14 protein-coding genes and 1 pseudogene are annotated in these 21,748 nt (G+C 66.5%); 8 read left to right on the top strand and 7 right to left on the bottom strand.

All coding sequences use genetic code 11. The features are described from left to right. Position 1 precedes the first annotated feature (1 nt). From LZK98_RS00775 to LZK98_RS00765, 3 genes are all read right to left on the bottom strand, one after another. Entirely contained in the window at positions 2–361 is a 360-nt protein-coding gene (locus LZK98_RS00775) for a response regulator transcription factor (protein ID WP_233784499.1), read from the bottom strand. Positions 362–458: 97 nt separating this feature from the next. Then, complete coding sequence (locus tag LZK98_RS00770) at positions 459–1,148, bottom strand: response regulator transcription factor (RefSeq protein ID WP_233784498.1); 690 nt, start codon at positions 1,146–1,148, stop codon at positions 459–461. A 68-nt stretch (positions 1,149–1,216) separates the two neighbouring features. Beyond that, the gene (locus tag LZK98_RS00765; RefSeq protein ID WP_233784497.1) at positions 1,217–1,591 is read right to left on the bottom strand and encodes a hypothetical protein; all 375 of its coding nucleotides are present in this window, start codon (positions 1,589–1,591) and stop codon (positions 1,217–1,219) included. 153 nt (positions 1,592–1,744) lie between these two features. Here LZK98_RS00765 and LZK98_RS00760 point away from each other — a divergent pair, with 153 nt between their 5' ends. Next, on the top strand, positions 1,745–4,801 hold the full coding sequence (locus tag LZK98_RS00760; RefSeq protein ID WP_233784496.1) for a sensor histidine kinase: 3,057 nt from the start codon (positions 1,745–1,747) through the stop codon (positions 4,799–4,801). Next, positions 4,794–5,429 (top strand): response regulator transcription factor, encoded by a 636-nt coding sequence (locus tag LZK98_RS00755; protein ID WP_233784495.1) that lies wholly within the window; start codon positions 4,794–4,796, stop codon positions 5,427–5,429. The genes LZK98_RS00760 and LZK98_RS00755 overlap by 8 nt, the downstream gene beginning before the upstream one ends. 7 nt (positions 5,430–5,436) lie before the next feature. Here the strand turns inward: LZK98_RS00755 and LZK98_RS00750 are convergent, their stop codons facing one another. Beyond that, positions 5,437–6,186, bottom strand: coding sequence for an SDR family NAD(P)-dependent oxidoreductase (locus LZK98_RS00750; protein WP_233784494.1), 750 nt, complete (start codon positions 6,184–6,186; stop codon positions 5,437–5,439). Positions 6,187–6,653: 467 nt separating this feature from the next. Here LZK98_RS00750 and LZK98_RS00745 point away from each other — a divergent pair, with 467 nt between their 5' ends. Next, positions 6,654–7,625, top strand: a complete 972-nt coding sequence (locus LZK98_RS00745; RefSeq protein WP_233784493.1) for a hypothetical protein — start codon at positions 6,654–6,656, stop codon at positions 7,623–7,625. Positions 7,626–7,689: 64 nt separating this feature from the next. On the opposite strand, the gene LZK98_RS00740 is transcribed toward LZK98_RS00745, so the two are convergent. From LZK98_RS00740 to LZK98_RS00730, 3 genes are all read right to left on the bottom strand, one after another. Next, on the bottom strand, positions 7,690–8,607 hold the full coding sequence (locus LZK98_RS00740; protein WP_233784492.1) for an MBL fold metallo-hydrolase: 918 nt from the start codon (positions 8,605–8,607) through the stop codon (positions 7,690–7,692). Between the two features lie 275 nt (positions 8,608–8,882). Continuing rightward, on the bottom strand, positions 8,883–9,821 hold the full coding sequence (locus LZK98_RS00735) for an alpha/beta fold hydrolase (protein WP_233784491.1): 939 nt from the start codon (positions 9,819–9,821) through the stop codon (positions 8,883–8,885). 195 nt (positions 9,822–10,016) lie between these two features. Beyond that, positions 10,017–10,400, bottom strand: coding sequence for a VOC family protein (locus tag LZK98_RS00730; RefSeq protein WP_233784490.1), 384 nt, complete (start codon positions 10,398–10,400; stop codon positions 10,017–10,019). 292 nt (positions 10,401–10,692) lie between these two features. Between LZK98_RS00730 and LZK98_RS00725 the strand changes: the two genes are divergently transcribed. From LZK98_RS00725 to LZK98_RS00705, 5 genes and pseudogenes are all read left to right on the top strand, one after another. Further along, positions 10,693–11,544, top strand: a complete 852-nt coding sequence (locus LZK98_RS00725) for an SDR family oxidoreductase (RefSeq protein ID WP_233784489.1) — start codon at positions 10,693–10,695, stop codon at positions 11,542–11,544. Positions 11,545–11,585: 41 nt separating this feature from the next. Further along, on the top strand, positions 11,586–12,827 hold the full coding sequence (locus LZK98_RS00720) for a ferritin-like domain-containing protein (RefSeq protein ID WP_233784488.1): 1,242 nt from the start codon (positions 11,586–11,588) through the stop codon (positions 12,825–12,827). Positions 12,828–14,374: 1,547 nt separating this feature from the next. Further along, a complete protein-coding gene (locus tag LZK98_RS00715; protein WP_233784487.1) occupies positions 14,375–15,094 on the top strand; it encodes a response regulator transcription factor in 720 nt (239 codons plus the stop codon). A gap of 462 nt (positions 15,095–15,556) precedes the next feature. Next, positions 15,557–16,117 (top strand): hypothetical protein, encoded by a 561-nt coding sequence (locus LZK98_RS00710; protein ID WP_233784486.1) that lies wholly within the window; start codon positions 15,557–15,559, stop codon positions 16,115–16,117. Positions 16,118–16,287: 170 nt separating this feature from the next. Continuing rightward, positions 16,288–21,720 (top strand): annotated as a pseudogene (locus tag LZK98_RS00705) (beta strand repeat-containing protein); the annotation flags it as partial. Positions 21,721–21,748 lie beyond the last annotated feature (28 nt).

Here is a 21,748-nt window from a genome sequence, read left to right as displayed (position 1 = left end):
GTCAATGGGCCAGGGGCAGCACCGTCCGCAGCGTGTGCAGCAGAGCCTCGTTGTCGACCGGCTTGGTGAACCAGGCGGTCGCGCCCTCTCGCAGCGCACGCGCGCGCGTCGCTTCCTCGGTGGAGGAGGTGATGAAGATCACCGGCATCGACGAGCCATAGGCGCGCAGGCGCCGCTGCAGCTCGGGTCCGTCGATCTCAGGCATCCGCACGTCGGTAATCACGCAGTCGAAGCCCCAGACGGCCATGTCAGTGAAAAAGGCGGCCGCGCAATCGAAGGTGCACGCCGCCAGGCCCTCTACCTGAAGGAAGTCGAACAGCGCCTCGCGCACGGCTTCGTCGTCATCCACGATCGCGATCACCGACGTTTTGGACAAGCAGAGGGCCCTTCTCGACGCGGCCGGCGCGGCCTCCTCCGGATGTCGCTGAATATCCAGCGGATTGTAACCATACCATGGTCTAGGTCGCCTCCCCGCGTAGCTCGGCGGGCAGCGTGTCCCAGGCGCGGATGAGCTCGCCGACCGTCGTCGCCGCCATCTTCTTCATCACGCCGCTGCGATGGAGCTTGACCGTGACCTCGGTGATGCCGAGATCGAAGGCGATCTGCTTGTTGAGGCGCCCCTGCGCCACCTGCCGGAACACCTGGCGCTCGCGCTGCGTCAGTGTGGCATAGCGGTCCGCATACTGCCCGATCCTCCGCGCGCCGATGCGCTGCGCGAGATCACGCTCGATCCCAGCGGCCACGGCGTCGAGCAGCGACTGGTCGCGGACCGGCTTGGTCAGGAAATCGATCGCGCCGGCCTTCATCGCCTGCACCGTCATCGGGATGTCGCCGTAGCCGGTGAGGAAGACGATCGGCTTCGCGTTGCCGCTGGCGGCGAGATGCTGCTGGAGATCGAGGCCGCTGGACCCGGGCATGCGGACGTCGAGCACCAGGCAGCCCGGCCGCTCCGGCACGTCCGCCGCGAGCAGCTCGCGCGTCGAGCCGAAGCCGACCGCGTCGATCCCCACCGACAGCATCAGCTCCTCGATCGAGGTGCGGACGGCCGCATCGTCGTCGACGATCAGCACCAGCGGGCGGTCCTCCGCTGCCGCGGCATCCGGCGCGGCCTCCCGCTCCATGTGATTCAGCTGCGATCCGTGGTTCATCGGGCGTGCTCCGACTGGAGACGATTGACTGTCTCATGGTGAACGTCGCGGCGGAATCCCCGGAACGGTTAGCCCGAGCCTCCCCGATCCGGGGAGCGCGGGTCGACCCGGATGACGCGGCGGCCGAAGCGGTGCGCGTCGATCGAATAGGCGCCGGGACCCAGCAGGACGAGCGCACCGGCGCCGCCGGCCGATGCCGCAAGGAGCAGGAACGCCTCTCCCCGGGCAGCGAGTAGGCTGGAGATGAGCGCCAGCACGAGCAGCGCGGCCGCCACGCGCGTGCCGAACCCCGTCGCGAGGGCCAGGATCACGACGACGCAAAGCGCCGCGACCGGCCACGGACGGGCAAGCCAGGAAAACGCGATCAGCGCATAGGACAACCGCATCAACAACAGGGCGGCGCCGGTGACGCCGTCCGGATAACTTAAGATCAGCTTGGGCACTGCCCCGCGATAGTCTCGCCGCGAGGTCGGGTCAGCCTTCGGTCCGGGGATGTTCCGATCCCCCATTCGGGGGTAGCATCCTTGAGGGCTCCCGGCGAAGGGCCGCATTGGCTAGGGCGTGGCGGAGGACCCACCGAAATTACGGGAACGGCGATGCAGCTGATCAGGGCGCTTCTCGTCGCGACGATGCTGCTGCAGCTGTTCGTCGCGTCGGCCGGCGTTCGGGGACGCAGTATCGCCGACTATACCCATCAGCGCTGGAGCGAAGAGAGCGACGCGCCGCGGCCGGTCTTCGCCCTGGCGCAGGACGGGCGCGGCTACCTTTGGGTCGCGACCGCGCTCGGCCTGTTCCGCTTCGACGGCATCCGCTTCGAGCCGGTCAGCACCGGCATCGACCTCGTCGAGCATGGCCCGCCGTCGGCGATACTGGTCCGGCGCAATGGCGAGGTCTGGACCAATTTCGAGCGCTCGGGGCGGTTCGCGGTCTATCGGAATGGTCAGCTGAAATTCCTCGACGCGCCACGGGCGCCGCATCGCGTCATCGCGATGAAGGAGACGCGGGACGGCACAATCTGGGTGCTCACCGAACGCATCGGGCTTCCGCTCATGCGTTTCCAAGGGGGACGTTGGACCTCGTTCGGGATCGAAGCCGGGGCGCCGCTCGACAATCCCTTCAGCATGGTGGTGACGCGCGACGGTACGGTCTGGGTTTCGTTCACCGCCTCGGTGGCGCGGCTGCCGCCCGGCGGCCGGCGCTTCGAGTTCGTGCGGCGCGAGAGGGGTGCCACCGGCCGGCTGTCGCTGGACCCGCAGGAGCGGATCTGGCTGACCGAGCGCCGCGGCACCTATCCCATCACCGGGCCGGGAGGGCGCGGCAGCCCGCCGCCGCTGCGCCATCCCTATGCGACCGACAGCGCCAAGATCCGCGGCTGGCCCATCTTCGACCGCGAGGGCAACCTGTGGATCGCCACCTATTATGACGGGCTGCAACGCGTGGCGGCACCCGATCCCCGCGGCGCCGCCTCGGCGGCCGAGGCCGTTTCCCGGGTCGAGCGCTTCACGGTGCACGAGGGCCTGTCCTCGAACGCGACGGCCCAGGTCTTCCAGGACGCGGAAGGCAATGTCTGGGTCGCCAGCGAGGACGGCCTGGACCGGTTCTGGCCCGCGACGCTGCGGTCCGAGCCCGAGCTTCGTCAGCCCGCGGCGTTCGGCGACCTGCTGCTGCAGGCGAGGGACGGCAGCGTCTATATCGGAGAGGCGTCGGCCGTGTACCGAGTCCGCCCCGGCGGACGTCCCGAGGCGATCTTCAGGACTAAGGTCGAACCCCGCACATTGTGCGAGGCGCCTGACGGTGCGATCTGGATCGGGACCGACGACAGGGAGGTCGTGATCTGGCAGGACGGCCGGACGCGGCGCCTGGGGCAGAAGGTGCCGGTGTCGGACACCATCTACGACTGCGCGTTCGATGCCGCCGGCAACTATTGGGTGACCGCGGCGCTCGGCGGAATGGCCCGGTTCGGCGCGGGCCGCTGGGAGCGAATGTTCGGACCGACCGGCGATGCGTTCCTGCCCAAGTCGATGACGGCCGACGAGCATGGCGGGATCCTCGTCCAGTGGAACGATCGCACCCTGAACCGCCTCGACGGATCGATGCGCAGCGCGGTGCCGATCCCGTTCGGCAGCTACCAGCCCTACGACGTGGCACTCTACCCGTTGCCGCCCGATACCGTGTACGTCGCCGGCCGGTTCGGGCTCGCCCGTCTCCGCGATGGTCGATTCCAGAGCATTTCCGCCCGCCGCCTGCCTCTGTTCAGCGGCCTGAGCGGTATGGTCCGGACGCCGGACGATCATTTCTGGCTCGCCGGTCCGGGAGGGATCGTGCGCATCGCGTCAGCCGACCTCGAGCGGACCTTCTCCAATCCGGACCGGACGCCGCCGATGCAGGTCTTCGGCCCCGACGACGGGCTGCGCAGCCGGCCCCATTCGCACAGCCGCCATTCGATCGTGCGTGGCGGCGACGGGCGGCTGTGGATCGCCACCCAGGCCGGAACGCTGTGGCTCGATCCGAACGACGTCAGCCGCAGCCGCACACCGCCCAAGGTGGCGGTGAGCGCCCTCGTCGCCGACAAGCTCTATCGCGACCCGACCGCCGTCACACTGCCCGCAGGCAGGTCGAGCATCCAGATCGACTTCTCCGTGCTGAGCTTCTCGAACCCGCACGCGGTGCGGGTCCGCTATCGGATCGAGGGGCAGGACGCCGACTGGATCGAGGCCGGAAGCAGGCGGCAGGCCTTCTACACCAATCTCGCGCCGGGCACCTATCGCTTCCGGCTGATCGCCACGAACGAGGACGGCGCCTGGACCGAGCAGGGAGCGGCGGTCGAGTTCGTCATTCCGCCGACCTTCGTGCAATCCCGCTGGTTCGCCCTGTTGTGCGGCCTCCTGATCCTGGCGGCGCTTTGGCTGATCTACCGGCTGCGCACGGCCCAGCTCGCCAGCCGGATCCGGACACGGCTCGAGGAGCGGATGGGCGAACGCGAGCGCATCGCGCGGGAGCTGCACGACACCCTGCTGCAAGGCATCCAGGGACTGGTCCTGCGGTTCCAGTCCGTGGCCAACAGGATGCCGGCCGAAACGGCGTCGAGGGCCCAGCTCGAGGCCGCACTCAAGCGCGCCGACGAGGTCATCGCCGACGGGCGTAACCGCGTGCAGGACCTGAGGGGTGCCGACGAGCCGGCCGACCTGCCCGATCTGCTCAAGCAACGCGCGGCCGCGGTGGATTTCGACCCCGTCCCGACGATCCGCATCGTCGTGGAAGGCAAGCCGCGCCGGGTCGACCCGCTCGTCTCGATCGAGCTCGGCCGGATCGCGGACGAGGCGCTGTTCAACGTCGCGCGCCACGCCAGGGCAGGCTGCGTCGACATCACCGTGCGCTTCGGCGCCCATCAGCTCGGCGTCGAGATCCGCGACGACGGGATCGGGATCGCCGAGGACGTGCTCGAGAACGGGCACAAGCCCGGCCATTTCGGCCTGATCGGAATGCGCGAGCGCGCGGAGCGGATCGGCGGCAGCTTCTCGATCCACAGCTATCGGGGCATGGGATCAGCGGTGACGATCGCGCTGCCCGGCCGCCTCGCCTATGCCGATCATGCGCCGAGCCGGCTGTTTTCCCGGCTTTTCCCGAGAAGGAAGGAACCGAGCCGTGGCTGACAGGGGTCCCTCGCCCATCCGCATCCTCGTCGTCGACGATCATCCGGTGCTGCGCGAAGGCGTCGCGTCGATCCTCGAGGACCGCACCGACATGGTCGTGGTCGGCGAGGCGCGCGACGGCGCCGAGGCCGTCGCACGCTTCCGCGAGCTCCGGCCGGACGTGACATTGATGGACCTCCAGATGCCGGTCATGAACGGCGTCGATGCGATCGTCGCGATCCGCGCCGACTATCCCGATGCACACATTCTAGTCCTCACCACCTATGCCGGCGACGTGCAGGCGGTGCGCGCGCTCAAGGCGGGAGCGACCGGCTATCTGCTCAAGAGCAGCCTCAGGACCGAGATGCTCGACGCCATCCACAACGTCCACCGCGGCCGCCGCCACGTCCATGGCGAGGTCGCCGCCGAGATCGCGCTCCATGTCGCCGACGACAGCCTGAGCGAGCGCGAGATCGCGGTGCTGCGCCTGGTGGCGATCGGCAAGGCCAACAAGGAGATCGCGCACGCCATGTCGCTCTCGGAGGAAACAGTGAAGGCGCATCTCAAGAACATCTTCGCCAAGCTCGACGTCACCGATCGCACCCATGCGGTGACGGTGGCGGCGCGACGGGGAATCATCGAGCTTTGATGGGCGATCACAGCAGGGCCATGCCGCCATCCACGCGGAGATTGATCCCGGTGATGAAGCTGCTGGCATCGGAAGCGAGAAAGAGCGCCGCCTGCGCCAGCTCCTCGGGTCGGCCGAGACGGCCGAGCGGGATCGCGGCGGCCATTCCCGCCTCGAAGTCGGCACGCTGTTCGGGAGCGACGCCGAGCTTGGCGAGGATTTCGGTGTCGGTGGGTCCCGGACTCAGCACGTTGACCCGGATGCCGCGATCCTTGAGCTCGAGTGCCCAGCTGCGGGCAAAGGCGCCGATCGCCGCCTTTGAGCCGGCATAGACGGCATGACCGTCGAGCACCTTCTCGCTCGCCAGCGATCCGGTCAGCACGATCGCACCGCCGTCGCGCATGATCGGCACCATCTTCTGCACACCGACGAAGACGCCGCGCGTGTTGACCGCGAACTGCGCGTCATATTCGGCTTCCGGCACCTCGGCGGAGTGGCGGATCGTATTGATCCCGGCATTGGCGACATAGATGTCCAGCCCGCCGAGCCGCCGGGCGATCTCATCGGCGAGCCGGTCATGATGTCTCGGATCCGCGACGTCGCCATCGAAGCCGATCGCGCCGGCCCCGATCAGCTGCACCGCGTCGTCCACCGCCTGGCGGCGGCGGCTCGAGATGACGACCTGAGCGCCTTCGACGGCAAAGGCCTTGGCGATGGCGAGGCCGATCCCGCTCGTTCCTCCCGTGATCATCGCGGTCTTGCCGGCCAGCATTCCCATTGTCGTCCTTTCAGGTCTGTCCGCCCGGAAGCTATGGTCGCCGACCGCTTCGATAACCTGGGCCTCGGTCGAGGCCGCCATCACCTAAGGTCCAGGGCAGGGGCGACCGAAGCCTCAGGCCGCTATGATCGCCGAGCAGGACAGGCACATCGATCGCACAGTGCCGTCTTGCCGATCCGGTGATACCCTCCGTCCCTTTCGTAGCGGCTCCGCCCTTCCAGGGCGCAGGTGGTCGCCGCCGACCTTCGGTGGGCAAAAGAACCGCGACGACGCGTGCTTGCTCCGTGTCCCGACCTCCGGCTCGGTCATGGAGGAGCTTGGGGAGCCGTGTTAATCGGACGCGACAGGGATGATGAACGCAGGGGTTTTTCCGATTTCACCCTGCGGCCGACGAAGCGGCAGTCGAGCATCCAACCTGTCCGGCTCTTCGAGAGATGACGGCCGCTTATGATCAGAAGGAACAGACGATGGCTTCCGCGATCCGCATCCTGCTGCAGACGACCATTCCGCCGATCGCGGACGATTGGCACATCGGCCGGTTCTCGATGCTCCGCGACTATCTCGCGGGACTCACAGACGAAGCCGGTGCGCCGCTGTGCGAGGTGACGGCGCGCGATCGCACGGCTCCGGGCAGTCCTGATCCGGTCCTGTCGACGATCGACCGGTCGAACTTCGACCAGCTCTGGCTGTTCGCGGTCGACACCGGCGACGGGCTGGACGCGGAGGATTGTGCTGCGATCAGCCGGTTCCGCCGGAACGGCGGCGGCCTGCTGGTGACGCGCGACCATATGGACCTGGGAAGCTCGGTCTGCACGCTCGGCGGCGTCGGCAACGCGCATTTCTTCCACAGCAAGAACATCGAGCCGGACGAGGCGCGCCACGTCATCGACGACAGCGAGACCAGCTACATCCTCTGGCCCAACTATCATTCCGGCGCAAACGGCGACTTTCAGGAGATCACGCCCGTCGGCCCGCTGCACCCGGTGCTGCTCGATCCCGCCGCGCCCGGCGGGTCGATCCGATTTCTTCCCGCCCATCCCCATGAGGGAGCGGTCGGAGCCCCGTCCGACGATCCTTCCGCCCGCGTGATCGCGACCGGCGTCAGCAAGGTGACCGGCAGACGCTTCAATATCTCCGTCGCATTCGAGCCTGCTGCCGGAGCAGGGCCGGCCGTGGCGGAATCGACCTTCCATCACTTTGCCGACTACAACTGGGACCCGGCGATGGGCTGTCCCAGCTTCGTCAGCGAGGCGCCGGGCGACGGTCTCGCGCAATCGCCCGAGGCGCAGCGTTCGATCCGCCGCTATGTCAGGAATCTCACCTTGTGGCTCGCCGGCCGATCCACGATCGACGGCGACTTGGAAGCTGATCGCGACGGTGAGCTGGACGAAGCGCTCGAAGAGAGCTTTCCGGCCAGCGATCCGCCGGCGATCCTTTGACGCGGGCGTTGTCGGCCGAACCGGAGGGCTACACCCTCCGGTTCGCCCCTGATCAAACGAGCGATCAATAATCCCAGAAGGCCGGCACCCAGCGGAAGGCGTCGCCGTCGACCGCCACCCGGCCGACGGACGGGAACGGCAGGTGGGTGGCCACCAGTTGTTCGCCGGTCGCTGCCAGCTCATTCAAAAGATCGATCCGGACGCGAGCTGCCTCCGCCGGATCGTGTTCGAAGCCGTTGTACCAGTCGGGATGCTCGAACCCGACCGCGAACACGGCGTCACCGGCGAAGATCAACCGATCGCCGCCGGACATCACGCGGACCACGCTGTGTCCGGGCGTGTGGCCGCCGGTGCGATGGACGACCACGCCCGGCGCCACCTCATGCTCGTCATCAAACAGCCGCAGCTGGCTGTAGTATTCCTGCGCGAACCGCTTCGCGGTCGCCCGCAGCGCATCCGGGAAGCCTGCCGGCATGTTGACGTGGGTGAAGTCGGGCGCCTCCCAGAACTTGACCTCGGCGGCCGCCACATGGATCCGCAGGTCCGGACGCAGCTGGTCCTTCACCCCGTCCACGAGCAGCCCACCGATGTGGTCCATGTGCATGTGGGTGAGCACCACGTCGGTCACGGATGCAAGATCGACACCGGCGGCCTCCAGTCGCTTGATCAGCTGCCCCGCCCGCGGCAGGTTCAGGTCCGGATCCAGGCCCAGCCCGGCATCGACGAGGATGATCTGGTCGCCGCTGCGGACCACGACCGCGTTCAGCGACCAGTCGAAAGCGTCCGGCGGCAGGAACATGCCGTTCAGCCAGGCCGCCCGGTCGCCCGGATCGGCATTGTATCCCAACATCTCGGTCGGGAGCGGCAGCACTCCATCGCTGACCACCAGCACGTCGATCTCCCCGATCCGCACCGCGTAGCGTGACGGAACCAGTTCTTCGGGGCCGGGCCTCATGGGGCGTGAGGCGATGTCTAGGCTCATGTTCGTCTCCTGCTGATTGCCGTCTACACACGGCATCCGCGGCGATAATATTTGGGCACGCATGCGGTCGATCGGGCCAAGGGAGAGGGCCGGCCACGCCCCGGTATAGGTTCTGTCGCCGTTGCCGGGTGTCGACTAGCCGGACGAAGAGATCGCATCGAAGCTATGCTTGAGCGCGAGTTTGCCATCGTGGACATGACCTCCATCGTGGAGACAATCCATGAACCAGGGCATGTCGGCGCTGCCTATTGGGGAAGCTCTCGTTCTTGAACTTCTCAGCGCTTCTCGATGAAGGCCTGGACGAGTCGAACCGTTGTGGCAGGGTTCTCCTGCATGACCCAGTGACCGGAGTTCGGGATCAGTCCGGCGGTCACATCGGAAGCAGCGGCACGCATGATGTCCGCCATTTGCATGCCGAGACCCTTTTCCGCGCCCAACGCCAGCACGGGCATCGCCAGCTTTCCGTGAGCGGCCACCCATGCTCGGTTGTCGTTCGCATCCTGATCGAAGGCACTATATTGCTCGAACACGGAGTGCATCGCACCGGGGAGCGCATAAAGCGCGGCATAATGGCGTCGCGACCGTTCCGTAAAACGCTCTGGGTTCGCCGAAAACTCGTTCCAGAAGCGATCGAGATAGATGCGCTCGCGCCCCTTCACGAGCCGCTCCATGTCGGGGCCGCCAAAACGGAAATGCCAGGTCGCCGGGCTCTTTACGATCTCTTCCCACGAGCCGATCCCGGGGATCGGCGCATCGATCACTACGAGCTTGGTAACACGGTCCGGGTATTTTTCCGCAAAGGCAAAGGCGACCATGTTGCCAACATCATGTGCAACGATGTCGGATTGCACGACTTTCAGCGCGTCCATCACCTCCGCGATGTCGGTAGCCTGGTTCATCTTCGAGAAGCCGCACGCCGGCTTCGACGATCGCCCCATGCCGCGAAGATCGGGCACGATGACGGTGTGATTGCGGACCAGGCTTGCCGCCAGCGGAGCCCACATATCGCCACTCTCGCCAAAACCGTGGATCAGGACAATCGCCGGCCCATTGCCGCCGATGCGCACGTGAATCGTCACGCCATTCGCTTCGATCTCCTCCGTGCGGAATTCGGCCGGATAGGGCAGCTCCTGTGCCTGGGCGGGTACAGATACCGCGAGCAAGGCAGCCACCATGAGAGCGAATGGAAACTTGTTCAAAAGGCGGTCGGGCAAGCTCGTCTCCTGGGCAGATCCGTTTGGTACGGCGCCGGCGCCCTCGAGACATCTATTCCAAAGCAGTGCCTTACCTCCACGCCGGCATGTTGCCACCTGGCGGAACGCCCGGCGGCCTGGTGCAGCGCTTGGTCAAGGAGGTGCGGATTCCGCCGCTTTTGCCGGGGCGGCTGCACGAGAAAGTCACGATCGGCCTCAGTTGGCATTACCGCTGGTAAGGTGCAGGATGTTGCCGTCGGGATCCTTGAACCAGATCACGCTGAACGCGCCGCTGACATGAACCCCGTCAACGACCCTGTCGAAGCCGTCGGGATATTCGTCCAGCGTCACCCCTTTAGCACGCAAGTCCGCGGCGATTGCCTCAAGTTCGTCGCCGACCGCCCAGACGACGGCGTTTGCCTGATTGGTGCCCGCGTAGTCGCTGAGATAGACGTTGAGCTTTGTCGCACCGGTTCCGAAGACAAAGCCGTTGCCGTGGTCGGCGACCAGCGGCAAGCCAAGTATCCTGCCATAGAAGTCCTTGGCCCGAGCGAGATCGGCGCACGGCACGATCGCCGACGATGCATGATCCTTGAGCATGTCCGTATCCTTCAGGTGATGGGCAGTTCCAGCGACGATCGCTCGCGCACTTCAAATTAAACTCGGCCGTTCGACACCGGCTCCTCAAGCTGATCCGGCGCTCGCGCCGAGCCGTGGCGTCTTTGCGGCGCGAATGCTCCGATCGCATCTGCCAAATGGCAGCACCCGACCTCGTCCAAGGGTGTGGTCCGCCTGCCGATTGGCGAGCGCCATGCAATCCTCGGGATGATGGCCGCGATCCACCCAACCGCGCCATTTTTCTCGTTGTCGCCGACAGGAAGGGGCAGCCCGCATGAAGATCGTCGTCATTGGTGGAACCGGCCTGATCGGATCGAAGATCGTCGCCTCGCTCGTCGGGCAAGGTCATGACGCGCTTGCCGCGGCGCCGAACACCGGTGTGAACACGCTGACCGGCGAAGGTCTCGACCGCGCGCTGGACGGATCGGACGTGGTCGTCGACGTCTCGAACTCGCCCTCGTTCGACGACAAGCCGGCAATGGACTTTTTCCTGACCGCAGGGCGGAACATCGCCGCGGCGGAAAAGGCCGCCGGCGTCCGCCACCATGTCGCGCTGTCGGTGGTGGGGACCGATCGCCTGCAGGACAGCGGCTATTTTCGCGCGAAGCAGGTCCAGGAATGGCTGATCAAGGATTCGGGTATCCCCTGGACGCTCCTGTACGCTACGCAGTTCTTCGAATTCCTCCGCAGTATCGCGCAGTCCGCCACCGAAGGGGATTTGGTCCGTCTCCCTCTGGCGCACTTCCAGCCGATCGCGGCACAAGAGGTCGCGGCGACGGTAGTCGAGACGGCGCTCGCAAGACCGATCGACGACATAGTCGAAGTGGCCGGACCCGAGGTTTTCCGCATCAACGAGCTGGTCGCGCGCTTACTCAGGCATGATGGCGATCCGCGGCGCGTGGTTGCCGATCCCGAAGCGCCCTATTTCGGCGTCAGGCTTGCCGATGACACGCTCCTCCCCGGGGCGGGCGCGCGCCTTGGCGCCATAGATTTCGACCGGTGGATCGCCAACCTACCCTCTCGGGACGGGCGTGCCCCCGTCGAGGTGGGCCGCGCCTCGCACGCGCTGATGGTCTCGCGTCCTGATGAGGTCGCTGCGCCGATCGAGGCGGCGGCAGGCGAGTAGCCAAGCCTGACGGACATACTGAAACCCCGGAGAGCGTAATCATGGTGATCCCGAAAGACAGTTTCCCGGTCACACGGGAGGCATTGCTGCACGCGCTGTACGAAGCGGCGGAGCTCGAGCAGAACCTGATGTGCACCTATCTCTACGCCGCCTTCAGCCTGAAGGCCGGCGAGGCGGAAGGATTGAGCGCGTCCGAGGCGGAAGCCGTGGCGCGCTGGCGTCATACGATTCTCGGTGTCGCGGTCGACGAGATGAGCCATTTGGCGGCGGTCTGGAATCTCACCTCGGCACTGGGCGGAGCGCCGCGGTTCGGCCGCACCAACTTCCCGCTCGAGGCCGGCTATCTGCCGGCGAACATCGTCGTAAAGCTCGCTCCCTTCAGCGAAGACGTAATCCAGCACTTCATCTATCTTGAGCGGCCCGACACGTCCGATGAGCCGGACGGTGAAGGATTTGCGGCACCGGTGACCGGCCCCCGCACGCCGGCTGCGCTGCGCCTGACGCCCACTGGTTTCGACTACGCCACGATCGGCGACTTCTACCAACGCGTGGAATCGGACTTGCGGGCGCTTGTCGCCGCATTGGGAGAGAAGACCGTCTTCTGCGGGGATCCTGCGCTCCAACTCACCGAAGCGGAGAACCGTCTCAAGGGCGCCAGGGCGGTCACCGATCTCGACAGCGCGCTGGCGGCGCTCACCGAGATCGTGGTGGAAGGCGAAGGCGCTCCGGACCACCGGGAGAATTCGCACTTCGCGCGCTTCCTGGCGGTACGATCGGAGCTGCGGCAGCTCAGGGCTGCGAACCCCGATTTCGCGCCGGCACATCCTGCCGCGGTCAATCCTGTTCTGCGCAAGCCTCCCCATCCCGATGGAAAAGTCTGGCTGGAGAATGCCGAAGCCGTCGCCACCGTCGACGCAGCGAACGCTATTTATGCGTTGGCACTCCGCCTTCTTGCCGGAGCTTATGCCGTTCCTCGACCGGATCCCCGTAAAGCGACCTACGTCGCCTGCGCGGTCGGGCTGATGCACGCCATCGGCGCAATGGGCGAGCGTGCTGCTCGCTTGCCTGCCGGTTCCTCGCATCCCGAATGCAAGGCGGGGATCTCGTTCACGGCACCGCGCGAGGCTGCCTCGCTTCCCCAAGGGACTAGCGCGCACGAGATATATACCGAGCGCCTCGATCAATTGCTGACTGCTGTCGAGGCGATGGACCCGGCCGATCCAAATTGTGTTCGGGTTGCGCAGATCCTGCAGAGCCAAGCCGATCGCCTTCGTGCCTTATGAAGGATCGAGCAGCGATAACGGCGTGTGTCGCGACCCAAGCTTTCGGCCAATCTCGATCACAGACCAACTGGCGAACAGCGTCAGCTTTCGGGCAGAGCCACGAGGATGCGGAATGACCGCTATGAGGCGCGTGGCCGTCAGATCCGGGTGTCCACGGTCGAGCGTTCGCTCACGCCCCAGTTGCGGACGCTTTCGTCTTCGTGCAGCCTTCCCGAAAGCGGACGGAGTTGGTTGATCGTATGTGGTGGAAGCTCGGGATTCTCGTAATCGTGACGGCCGGACTGATCTTTTTCATCATCCCAATCCGCACCCACGCCGTTTTGTTCGATCCGGCCAACCCGCCACCACCGACGCGGTGGACCTTATCGTCCGCTGTTTCGAATATGTATTTGACCCCCGGCGCCATCGCTCTGATCTGTGCGGTGCTAGCAGTGGCGGGCTATTTAGCTTTCAGGATCGTGCGTAGCGGTTAGTCGGAGCAGCGTCCGCTTACTTCGCTAAGACGCAAATGCCGCACGTCGGCAATCCACCCAATAACGGACGGTCGATCGTCACCTGAACGAACGGCAGGTTTCGGGATCGCGGGCGACCCGGCGGAATGACCGAAATGAGGGCGCAAAGCGGTCGTCAGCGGTTCACCGGTACAGAGATTCCCCAATGATTTGAGTGCCCACCAAATTCACGCCGGGCGCGCCAGTTTTCTGCGGTTTTTGAAGATTGCCCGTTCGGCCCTGTGGCAGTTATGTAATCGTAACGACCCAAATCGCGTTGCAACCGAGCTGCCAGTGAGCGTCGGCATAGACCGCAACAAGCAGAAGCTCTTTGAATTTCGAGACCGTCTAGCAGGTCGAGACCTTGGCAAACTCTACGGCCAGGTTTTTCTCATTACACAAGAAGAACCTCCCCACCGAGGCTTCGGTAAGAGCGATCAAATTGCTCCTTCAACGAGGTTTCCGCGCGCAAGGCAGCATCGCCGTCAGGCAGCGGTCGCGAGCGTAGGAGTAACCGCCATCGCAACTTCGCGGCCGGGGGAGGCAGGCATTTGCACGCGCGATCGACTTCGTGGTCGGCGAGCGCCTCGCCGAATGGACGAAGGTAGGAGGACGGGCGTCTCTCCAGCTCACCCAGAAAGGACTGACGCCGCCAGCGAAATCGAAAAGGTCGAGGACAGCCGCCGCCTCAAGGCTGCTGAGGAAAGCCAATTCCACTCGCGAATTCTCAGGCGGCCGCGTAACAGCGTGGAGATCGCGAATGCTTGGCCTTGGCGAGCCAAATCAAGATAGATAGGATAGTATCCTTGTCTACTCAATTGTAAAATAAGCTAAAAAATATGAGAGCGCTAACTGTTCCTTAGCTCAAATTTCGTTCAATATCGCTGCCAAGCAAAGGATCGGCGATGTGCAGGCCCGTGATGTGCGTATCAAGGTTGCTGGACGCGGCGAGCGCCTCTACCGCCTCAACAGCCAAATCATCATAAGCATCTGATCATGCAGCGAATTCCAGTTTGCTCGCCGCGCCGGTCCCTACCCATGAACATGGTGGCTTGAATGCGTATCATCGTTCTTGAAGAGGGGGCGGGTTCCGATGAGCCATTGCACAAACGCCTGCGGCGTGAGGGCTTCGAGGCTGAAGGCGCCGGGTCGGCGCTGGAGTTCTATCGAAGCATGGCGATGGACAGCTATGACATCGTCGTGATCGATGCCGGCCCGTCCGATCAGGTCGGGCTGGAGATCGCGTCCTGGCTGCGCCGAAAGGGCGGTGTCGGCATCATTCTGCTTACCGTCGGCAACCGGCCGCAGGATCGGATCGGAGCGTTCGAGAGCGGCGTCGATCTCCACCTGGCGAAACCAGTCGCCGGCGATGAGCTGGTTCACGGGGTGCACAGCCTCGCCCGGCGGATCGTCCGCGGCGAAATGCGTGTTCCGGCACCCGTGACAGCGGAGCCGCGCTGGTTCTTCGATCCGGTCCATTGGACGCTGCAGGCTCCGAACCGAAGGCTGGTGAAGCTGACCGCTGTGGAAACGCGGTTCGTCCAGCGACTGCTGATCCAATCCGGTGCGGTGATCGCGCGTGCGGAGCTTCGCGCGGAGCTCGGTTACGGCACCGACCAGGCCGGCGACAAGAATCTGGACGCCGTGATCCGCCGGCTCAGGCGCAAGATCGAAAAGGCGACCGGCGATCCCGCCCCGATCCAGACCGTGCATGGCCGCGGCTACCTCTTCTCCGCTCCGATCCGGCTGGAACGGCGCAGGACGCCCGCCCGCTAGCGCTCCGCAGAAGCCGCGGCTACCGTTCTCCGCCATATCGGAGTCGATCTCCGATCCGGCCCTTCTTGGCATTCGCGCAAGTCCGTCGATCGCCCGAGTCGTCGGCTCATATGCACTTATTCGCAACAAAATGTGTCGCGGAAGAACAGTAGAATTTAGTAGGAAATAGTATGCAATCGTATACAGTTGATATTGTCTAGCTAATTCCTACTTGGTTTATTACACATTTACTAATGTCGATTGAAAAATTTTGTAACACCATATTGAACTTCTCCCGAAGATGGACCTAGTCTGAATGTATCCGATCTGGATAAAGGGGCGGGTCATGGCGAAAGCAGGGTTTCGCGCTCATCCATCCCCTTCGACGGGTCGATCCTAGACGTCAGTCTGGCAACAAGGGGGTTTGTCTGCATGACCGAACGATCTTCCAAGGTCTGCACTTCATCGCATCAAGAAGAACGCGTGGACGTCTCTCGCCCGCGGGCCCGGCGCCTGGTTGCCGCCGTGCTCGCCATATCCCTCGCCGCCGGCGCATCGGCCGAGACCCGCCCGCCCTCCGCGGCCAAGGCTCCCGCGGGCAACGTCAACGTCTTTCAAGAGCAGGCGGGGCGGCTGGGCGTGCGCAAGTGCGCCAATCTCTTCGCCGCCATGGGCCAGACCGTCTCCCACGGCGCCGCCTACACCGTCCAGGCACAGACCGAAGGCAGTGCGCCGGATGGCCATGGCGTACAGGGCGTGGTCGGCATGACCTACAACACGCCCGGCTATAGCGCCCAGGCGGCCGGCATCGTCATGGCGGCACCGGTCGGCGGGAAGTGCGAGGGCCAGCTGGTCCGCGTCGCGCCGTTCCAGCGCGCGTGCAGGGACGTCGTCGCTCTGCTGCCAGCGGGCAGCACCGCGGCGGGATCGCTGTCCGGCGTGCCGCTCTACAACCTCGGCGGCAACCAGGGGCAGGCGATGCTGGTCTCCAGCGGCGGCGCCTGCGTGGTGGTGACCGTCGCGCGAGGGGCAGACTTCGGATGAATGGGGGGGCGGGATGAGCTGAGGCTCGTCGCGCCGCTCCCGATCGGACTGAACTGAATTTCTGAATTTCGTGGAAGCGTCCTCGCACCTCGGGGCGGCGGGGAAACTGTGTCTGTTCGCTCCGTGCCATCGGCCGAGGTGCCGTGGCCAGTTCAACAAGGGGAAGTGGCATGTCCGGATTTGAGTCGCAGAACGTTCGTCGCGCCCGCTTTGCCGCGAACTGGGTCGTCGGCGCCGAGGGCGCGAGCTGGTCGCAGCGGCGCCGGCTGATGGCGGTGCTGCGCCGGGCGCATCGGGTGTTGGGCGTCGATCGCAAGGATATGGGCGTCGGATCGCTGGGCTTCGGCGGCGGCGTGCGTTCCGCGCTGCTCGGGTCGGCTGGCTCCTCGGGGATGATCGGCGGTCTGGCGGCAGTCGCAATCGGCATTGCTGTGATGCCGCAGATTGCAAGTGCCCAAAACTACCAAGCGGGCGGCGGAACCGCGTCGGGGAATAACTCGGTGGCGATCGGCGCGAGCAGCGCGGCGACCACCACGACCGGCGGCAATGCCGTAGCCATCGGAGGCGGCGCGAAGGCAGCCGTGACCGGATCCGGCTCTCCGGTCGCCATCGGGGCGAACGCCAATGCCAGCGGCGCCGCCGGCACTGCGCTTCCAGGCGGCTTCACCTCTTTTGAGGCGGTGGCAGTGGGCAACAGCGCGACGGCGACGGGACAGGGCGGCACGGCGATCGGTGTTTCAGCCGGTGCGACGGGGCTCTGGTCCACCGCCCTGGGCGTGAGCGCCACTGCGTCGAATCAGCGGGCGATAGCGCTCGGTGCCCAGGCTGCGGCGTCCGGAACGGATTCCATTGCCCAGGGCTCCAGCGCCAGCGCAGGTGCCCAAAATGCCGTCGCGATCGGCTTCGCGGCCCGCGCGACCACGATCAATTCCGTCTATCTCGGCTCCCGCACCGTCCCGACATCAGGCGCTCTCGCGCAGAGCGCCATTGCCATCGGCACGGATGTGACGGCATCTCAGAACGATGCCACCGCGATAGGACGCCAAAGCGTGGCGTCGGGACAGAATTCCACCGCCACCGGCTTGAGGGCGGCCGCGTCGGGAACCAATTCCATCGCGATCGGCAGCGACACTATCGCGAGCAGCACCAACGGTACCGCGATCGGCGCCAACACCAGCGCGACCGGCGATCAGGCAGCGGCGCTGGGCCGCGATTCCCATGCGACTGGCCTCGCTTCGCTGGCAGGCGGCAATCAGGCGCAGGCGCAGGGCGACTACACGGTCGCCTTCGGATCGGGAGCAAGGGCTGTCGGCCAGGCTGCCGTCGCGGTCGGCCAAGGTGCGGGTTCCGGTTCGACCACCAATGCCAATTCGGTCGCGCTCGGCGTGGCAGCGGGTGGCTTCGTGAGCGGCGCCCAGAACACCGCGATCGGCGGCGGCGTCGCCAACGCCATACGAGGCGCGGGCTCGGGCGTCACCGGCACGCGCAACATTGCCCTCGGGACCGGCGACGGCACGGTCGCCTATGACGCCACCGGCGACGCCTCGGCGGGCAATCTGGTGACGGGCGACGACAATATCGCGATCGGCACCAATGCGGGCATCGGTGTCGCCACCAACAGCACGACGTCGATCGGCCTCAATGCCAATGCGACCGCCGACAACGCGGTCGCCCTCGGCACCGCGACCGTCGCCGATGCGGCCGAATCGGTCGCGATCGGCAACGGATCGAGGGCGACCGGCGGCAAGGCGGTCGCGGTCGGATCGGGCAACGTCGCGAGCGGCGACGGCGCGGTCGCGATCGGCGATCCCAACACCGCTTTCGGCGACGGCGCGATCGCGAGCGGCAAGGACAATACCGCGAACGGCAACGGCTCGGTCGCGATGGGCAACACCAACATGGTCGGCGGTGGCGGCCAGGCGGTGAGCACGCCCGGCATCGCCGCGCAGGGCGCGGTCGGCATCGGCTATCAGAACACGGTGGTCGGCCAGGGCGCTGTGGCGCTGGGCAACACCAGCAGTGCGCAGGGCAACGGCGCGCTGGCCTTCGGCGACACCGCCGCTGCGAGCGCCGACGCCGCCATCGCACTGGGCAATCAGTCGAAGGCCAGCAATGGCAGCGCCATCGCCGTCGGCCGCAACAGTTCGGCCAGCGGCCTCGATGCCATTGCCCTCGGCGTCGAGGCAGGCGCCGCGGGCGTGAATGCCCTCGCGCTCGGGCCGGGCGCCAAGGCGGTCGCCGACGAAACGGTTGCTCTGGGACTCTTTGCGACGGCCAACGGCACCGGCGGCCTCGCGTTGGGCAGCGGGGCAACCGCGACCAGCGCCGATGACGTGGCATTGGGCTCGGGCTCGGTGACGGTTGCGGCCACACCGACCGCCAGCACGACGATCCGCGGCACGACCTACACGTTCGCCGGTACCACGCCGACCAGCGTCGTCTCGGTCGGCGCTCCGGGCGCCGAGCGGCAGATCCAGAACGTCGCAGCCGGACGGATCGACGGCAGCTCGACCGACGCGATCAACGGATCGCAGCTCTTTGCCGTGCAGCAATCGCTGGAATCGGCGGTGACCGGCGCGGCGGCACATTATTACAGCGTCAACGACGGCGGCAGTGTCACGGGCAACTACAACAATGACGGCGCCACCGGGACCAACGCGCTTGCGGCCGGCGTGCAGACCGTAGCCAGCGGCGCCAACTCGGCTGCGGTCGGCGTGACCTCGACCGCCTCGGAAGCCGGCGCTCTCGTTTTCGGCAACAACTCGACCGCCTCCGGCGTCAACTCGCTCGCGCTGGGTACCAGCACCGTCGCGAACAATCTCAATGCCATCGCGGTCGGCACGCAGGCCCAGGCAGCGGGAGTAGCGGCCACGGCGATTGGCGCGCTCGCCCAGGCGAGCGGCGGCACCAGCGTCGCGGTCGGCAGCCAGGCCAACGCGAGCGGGCTGGAGGGCGTCGCGATCGGCAATCTGGCCCAGGCGACCGCCACCAACGCGACCGCCCTCGGCAATCAGATCGTGGCGGCAGGCGACGGCAGCGTCGCGATCGGGGCGAACACCGGGCTGGCCGTCGACACGGCTTCGACCAACGGCATCGCGGTCGGCTGGGGCTCGACCGTCGCCAATGCGGCCTCCGGGATCGCCTTGGGCGACACGGCGAGCGCCAGGGCGGCCAACGCAGTCGCCTTGGGTACGAACGCCAGTGCTTTCGGCAATGGCTCGATCGCCCAAGGTCAGGGCGCGGTGGCAGGCGTGAGCGGCAGCGCGATCCAGACCGCCAATGCCGTCGCCGTCGGCACCGGCGCACAGGCGCTGGCGCTCAACACCATCGCGCAGGGCACGGATGCCAGCGCGGACGGTTCCGGCGCGATCGCGCTGGGCTGGGACGCGACGGCCGGCGGAGATGGAACGCCGAGCAATGTCGCGATCGGCCGGGCCTCGACGGCCCGGGGCGGCGCCAGCGTCGCGCTGGGCAACAACGCCAATGCCGCGCTCGACTTCAGCACGGCGATCGGCAACGGCGCCAGCGCGCTCAACGTCTACAGCGTCGCGGTGGGCACGCAGGCCATCGCCAACGGCCTGGCATCCGTCGCGCTCGGCGAAAACGCGATCGCCAACAACACCAACGACGTCGCGCTGGGAAGTGGCTCGACCTCGGACGCAGCAGTCGGCACGGCCGGTACCGTCATCAACGGCGCCACCTATTCCTTTGCTGGCGCCACGCCGACCAGCACGGTGAGCGTCGGCAGGGCGGGCGCGGAGCGGACCGTCACCAACGTGGCCGCCGGTCGGATCAGCGACGTCTCGACCGATGCGGTCAACGGCTCACAGCTCTTCGCCACCAACCAGGCGGTCGAATCGCTGGCGGACACGGTCGAGGCGACGGCCGTCCATTATGTCAGCGTCAACGACGGCGGCACGGCCGGCGGCAACTACAACAACGACGGCGCGCTCGGGGTCGGTTCGATCGCGCTGGGCGTCGGCGCCTCGACGGACGCCAGCGGCGTCGATTCGATCGCGTTCGGAACGGGTGCCTCGACGGCCGGGGCCAACTCGATGGCGTTCGGCACCAGTGCCTCGGTAAACGGACCAAATGCCATCGCCATCGGCAATGGTGCCAGCGCTTCGAACTTGACCGGCGGAACGATCGGATCGGTGGCGATCGGCAATTCGGCGAGCAGTTCGTCGGACACCAGCACCGCGGTTGGCGGCAACGCCAATGCGGGCGCCGCCGCCACCGCCGTGGGCAGCAATGCTAACGCGTCGACCAGTAGTGCGGTTGCGATCGGCGGCGGCGCGGGCGGCGCGCAAGCGACCGGCGTCGGCGCCATCGCGATCGGCGGTGGTGGCAGTACCGGTGTTCAGGCCGCGGCGTCCGCCACCGGGCTCCAGGCCGTCGCGATCGGGCAGAATAGCGTCGCCGCTTTCGGCCGGTCGGTTTCCATGGGCTATGCGGCCGTCGCAGGCAGTTCGTCCTCGGTCGCTATCGGCGCCAGCGCCACAACCGGCGCGACCGGGCAGAACGTCGCGGTCGGCAGCGGCAGTACGGCCAACTCCGCCGCAGCCGCTGGCGGCGCCGTGGCTGTCGGACGCGCCAATACCGCGACCGGCGACGGTGCGGTGTCGGTCGGCATGAATAACACCGCCACAGGAGACGGCTCTGTGGCGCTTGGCCGTCTCAGTCGCGCCAGCGCGGAGGGGTCGCTTGCGTCCGGCGACAGTACCAACGCCACCGGCCGCCGCGCCGTCGCTCTGGGCTCGACGTCGCAGGCGACGTTCGACAGCGCCGTGGCGATCGGCAATGGTGCCGAAGCGGGCACCGGCTTGGGCGCCGTTGCAATCGGTCGCCTGGCCGAGGCCGCAGGCGCAGGGGCTATCTCGCTCGGCAACAGTGCAACAGCGACCGCCGAGGGAGCGCTGGCCTTCGGCGAAAATGCGCAGAGCGCCGGCGAGAACAGCATCGCTATCGGCGGCGAGAGCCAGGTCACCGGCGAACGGTCCATCGCCATAGGCGTGGGCCATCAGGTCACGGGCAATAATTCCGGCGCGATCGGCGATCCCAACACGGTCAACGGCAGCGGCTCCTACGCGCTCGGCAACAACAACACGATCAACTCCAACAACACCTTCGTCGTCGGCAGCAACGTGAGCGTCGCCGCCGGCCTCGACGGTGCAGTGGCGCTGGGCGCGGGCAGCACGGTGACGGCATCGAGCCCGACTCCGAGCGCGACGATCAACGGCACGGCCTATACCTTCGCCGGCGGCAGCCCGGCGGCAGGTGCGGTGGTGAGCGTCGGCGCGGCCGGGGCGGAGCGGCAGATCCAGAACGTCGCGGCGGGCCGGATCAGCGGCGGCTCGACCGACGCGATCAACGGGTCGCAGCTCTATGCCACCAACCAGGCGGTCGACAATCTCGGCACGCAGGTGACCAACCTCGACGGCCGCGTGACGACAATCGAGGGCGATCTTACCAACATCACGACCGGCGGCGGGATCAAGTATTTCCACGCCAACTCGGCGCTGCCGGACAGCCAGGCACTGGGGACGGACTCGGTCGCGATCGGTCCCAATGCAGTGGCCAATAACGCCGGCGATGTCGCGATCGGCCTGAATGCCGTGTCGGGCGCCACCA

The sequence above is a fragment of the Sphingomonas cannabina genome (genome assembly GCF_021391395.1).
Taxonomy (GTDB): Bacteria; Pseudomonadota; Alphaproteobacteria; order Sphingomonadales; family Sphingomonadaceae; genus Sphingomonas; species Sphingomonas cannabina.
The sequence above is the reverse complement of the archived record's forward strand: the minus strand, read 5'-3'. Positions and strand labels throughout refer to the sequence as shown.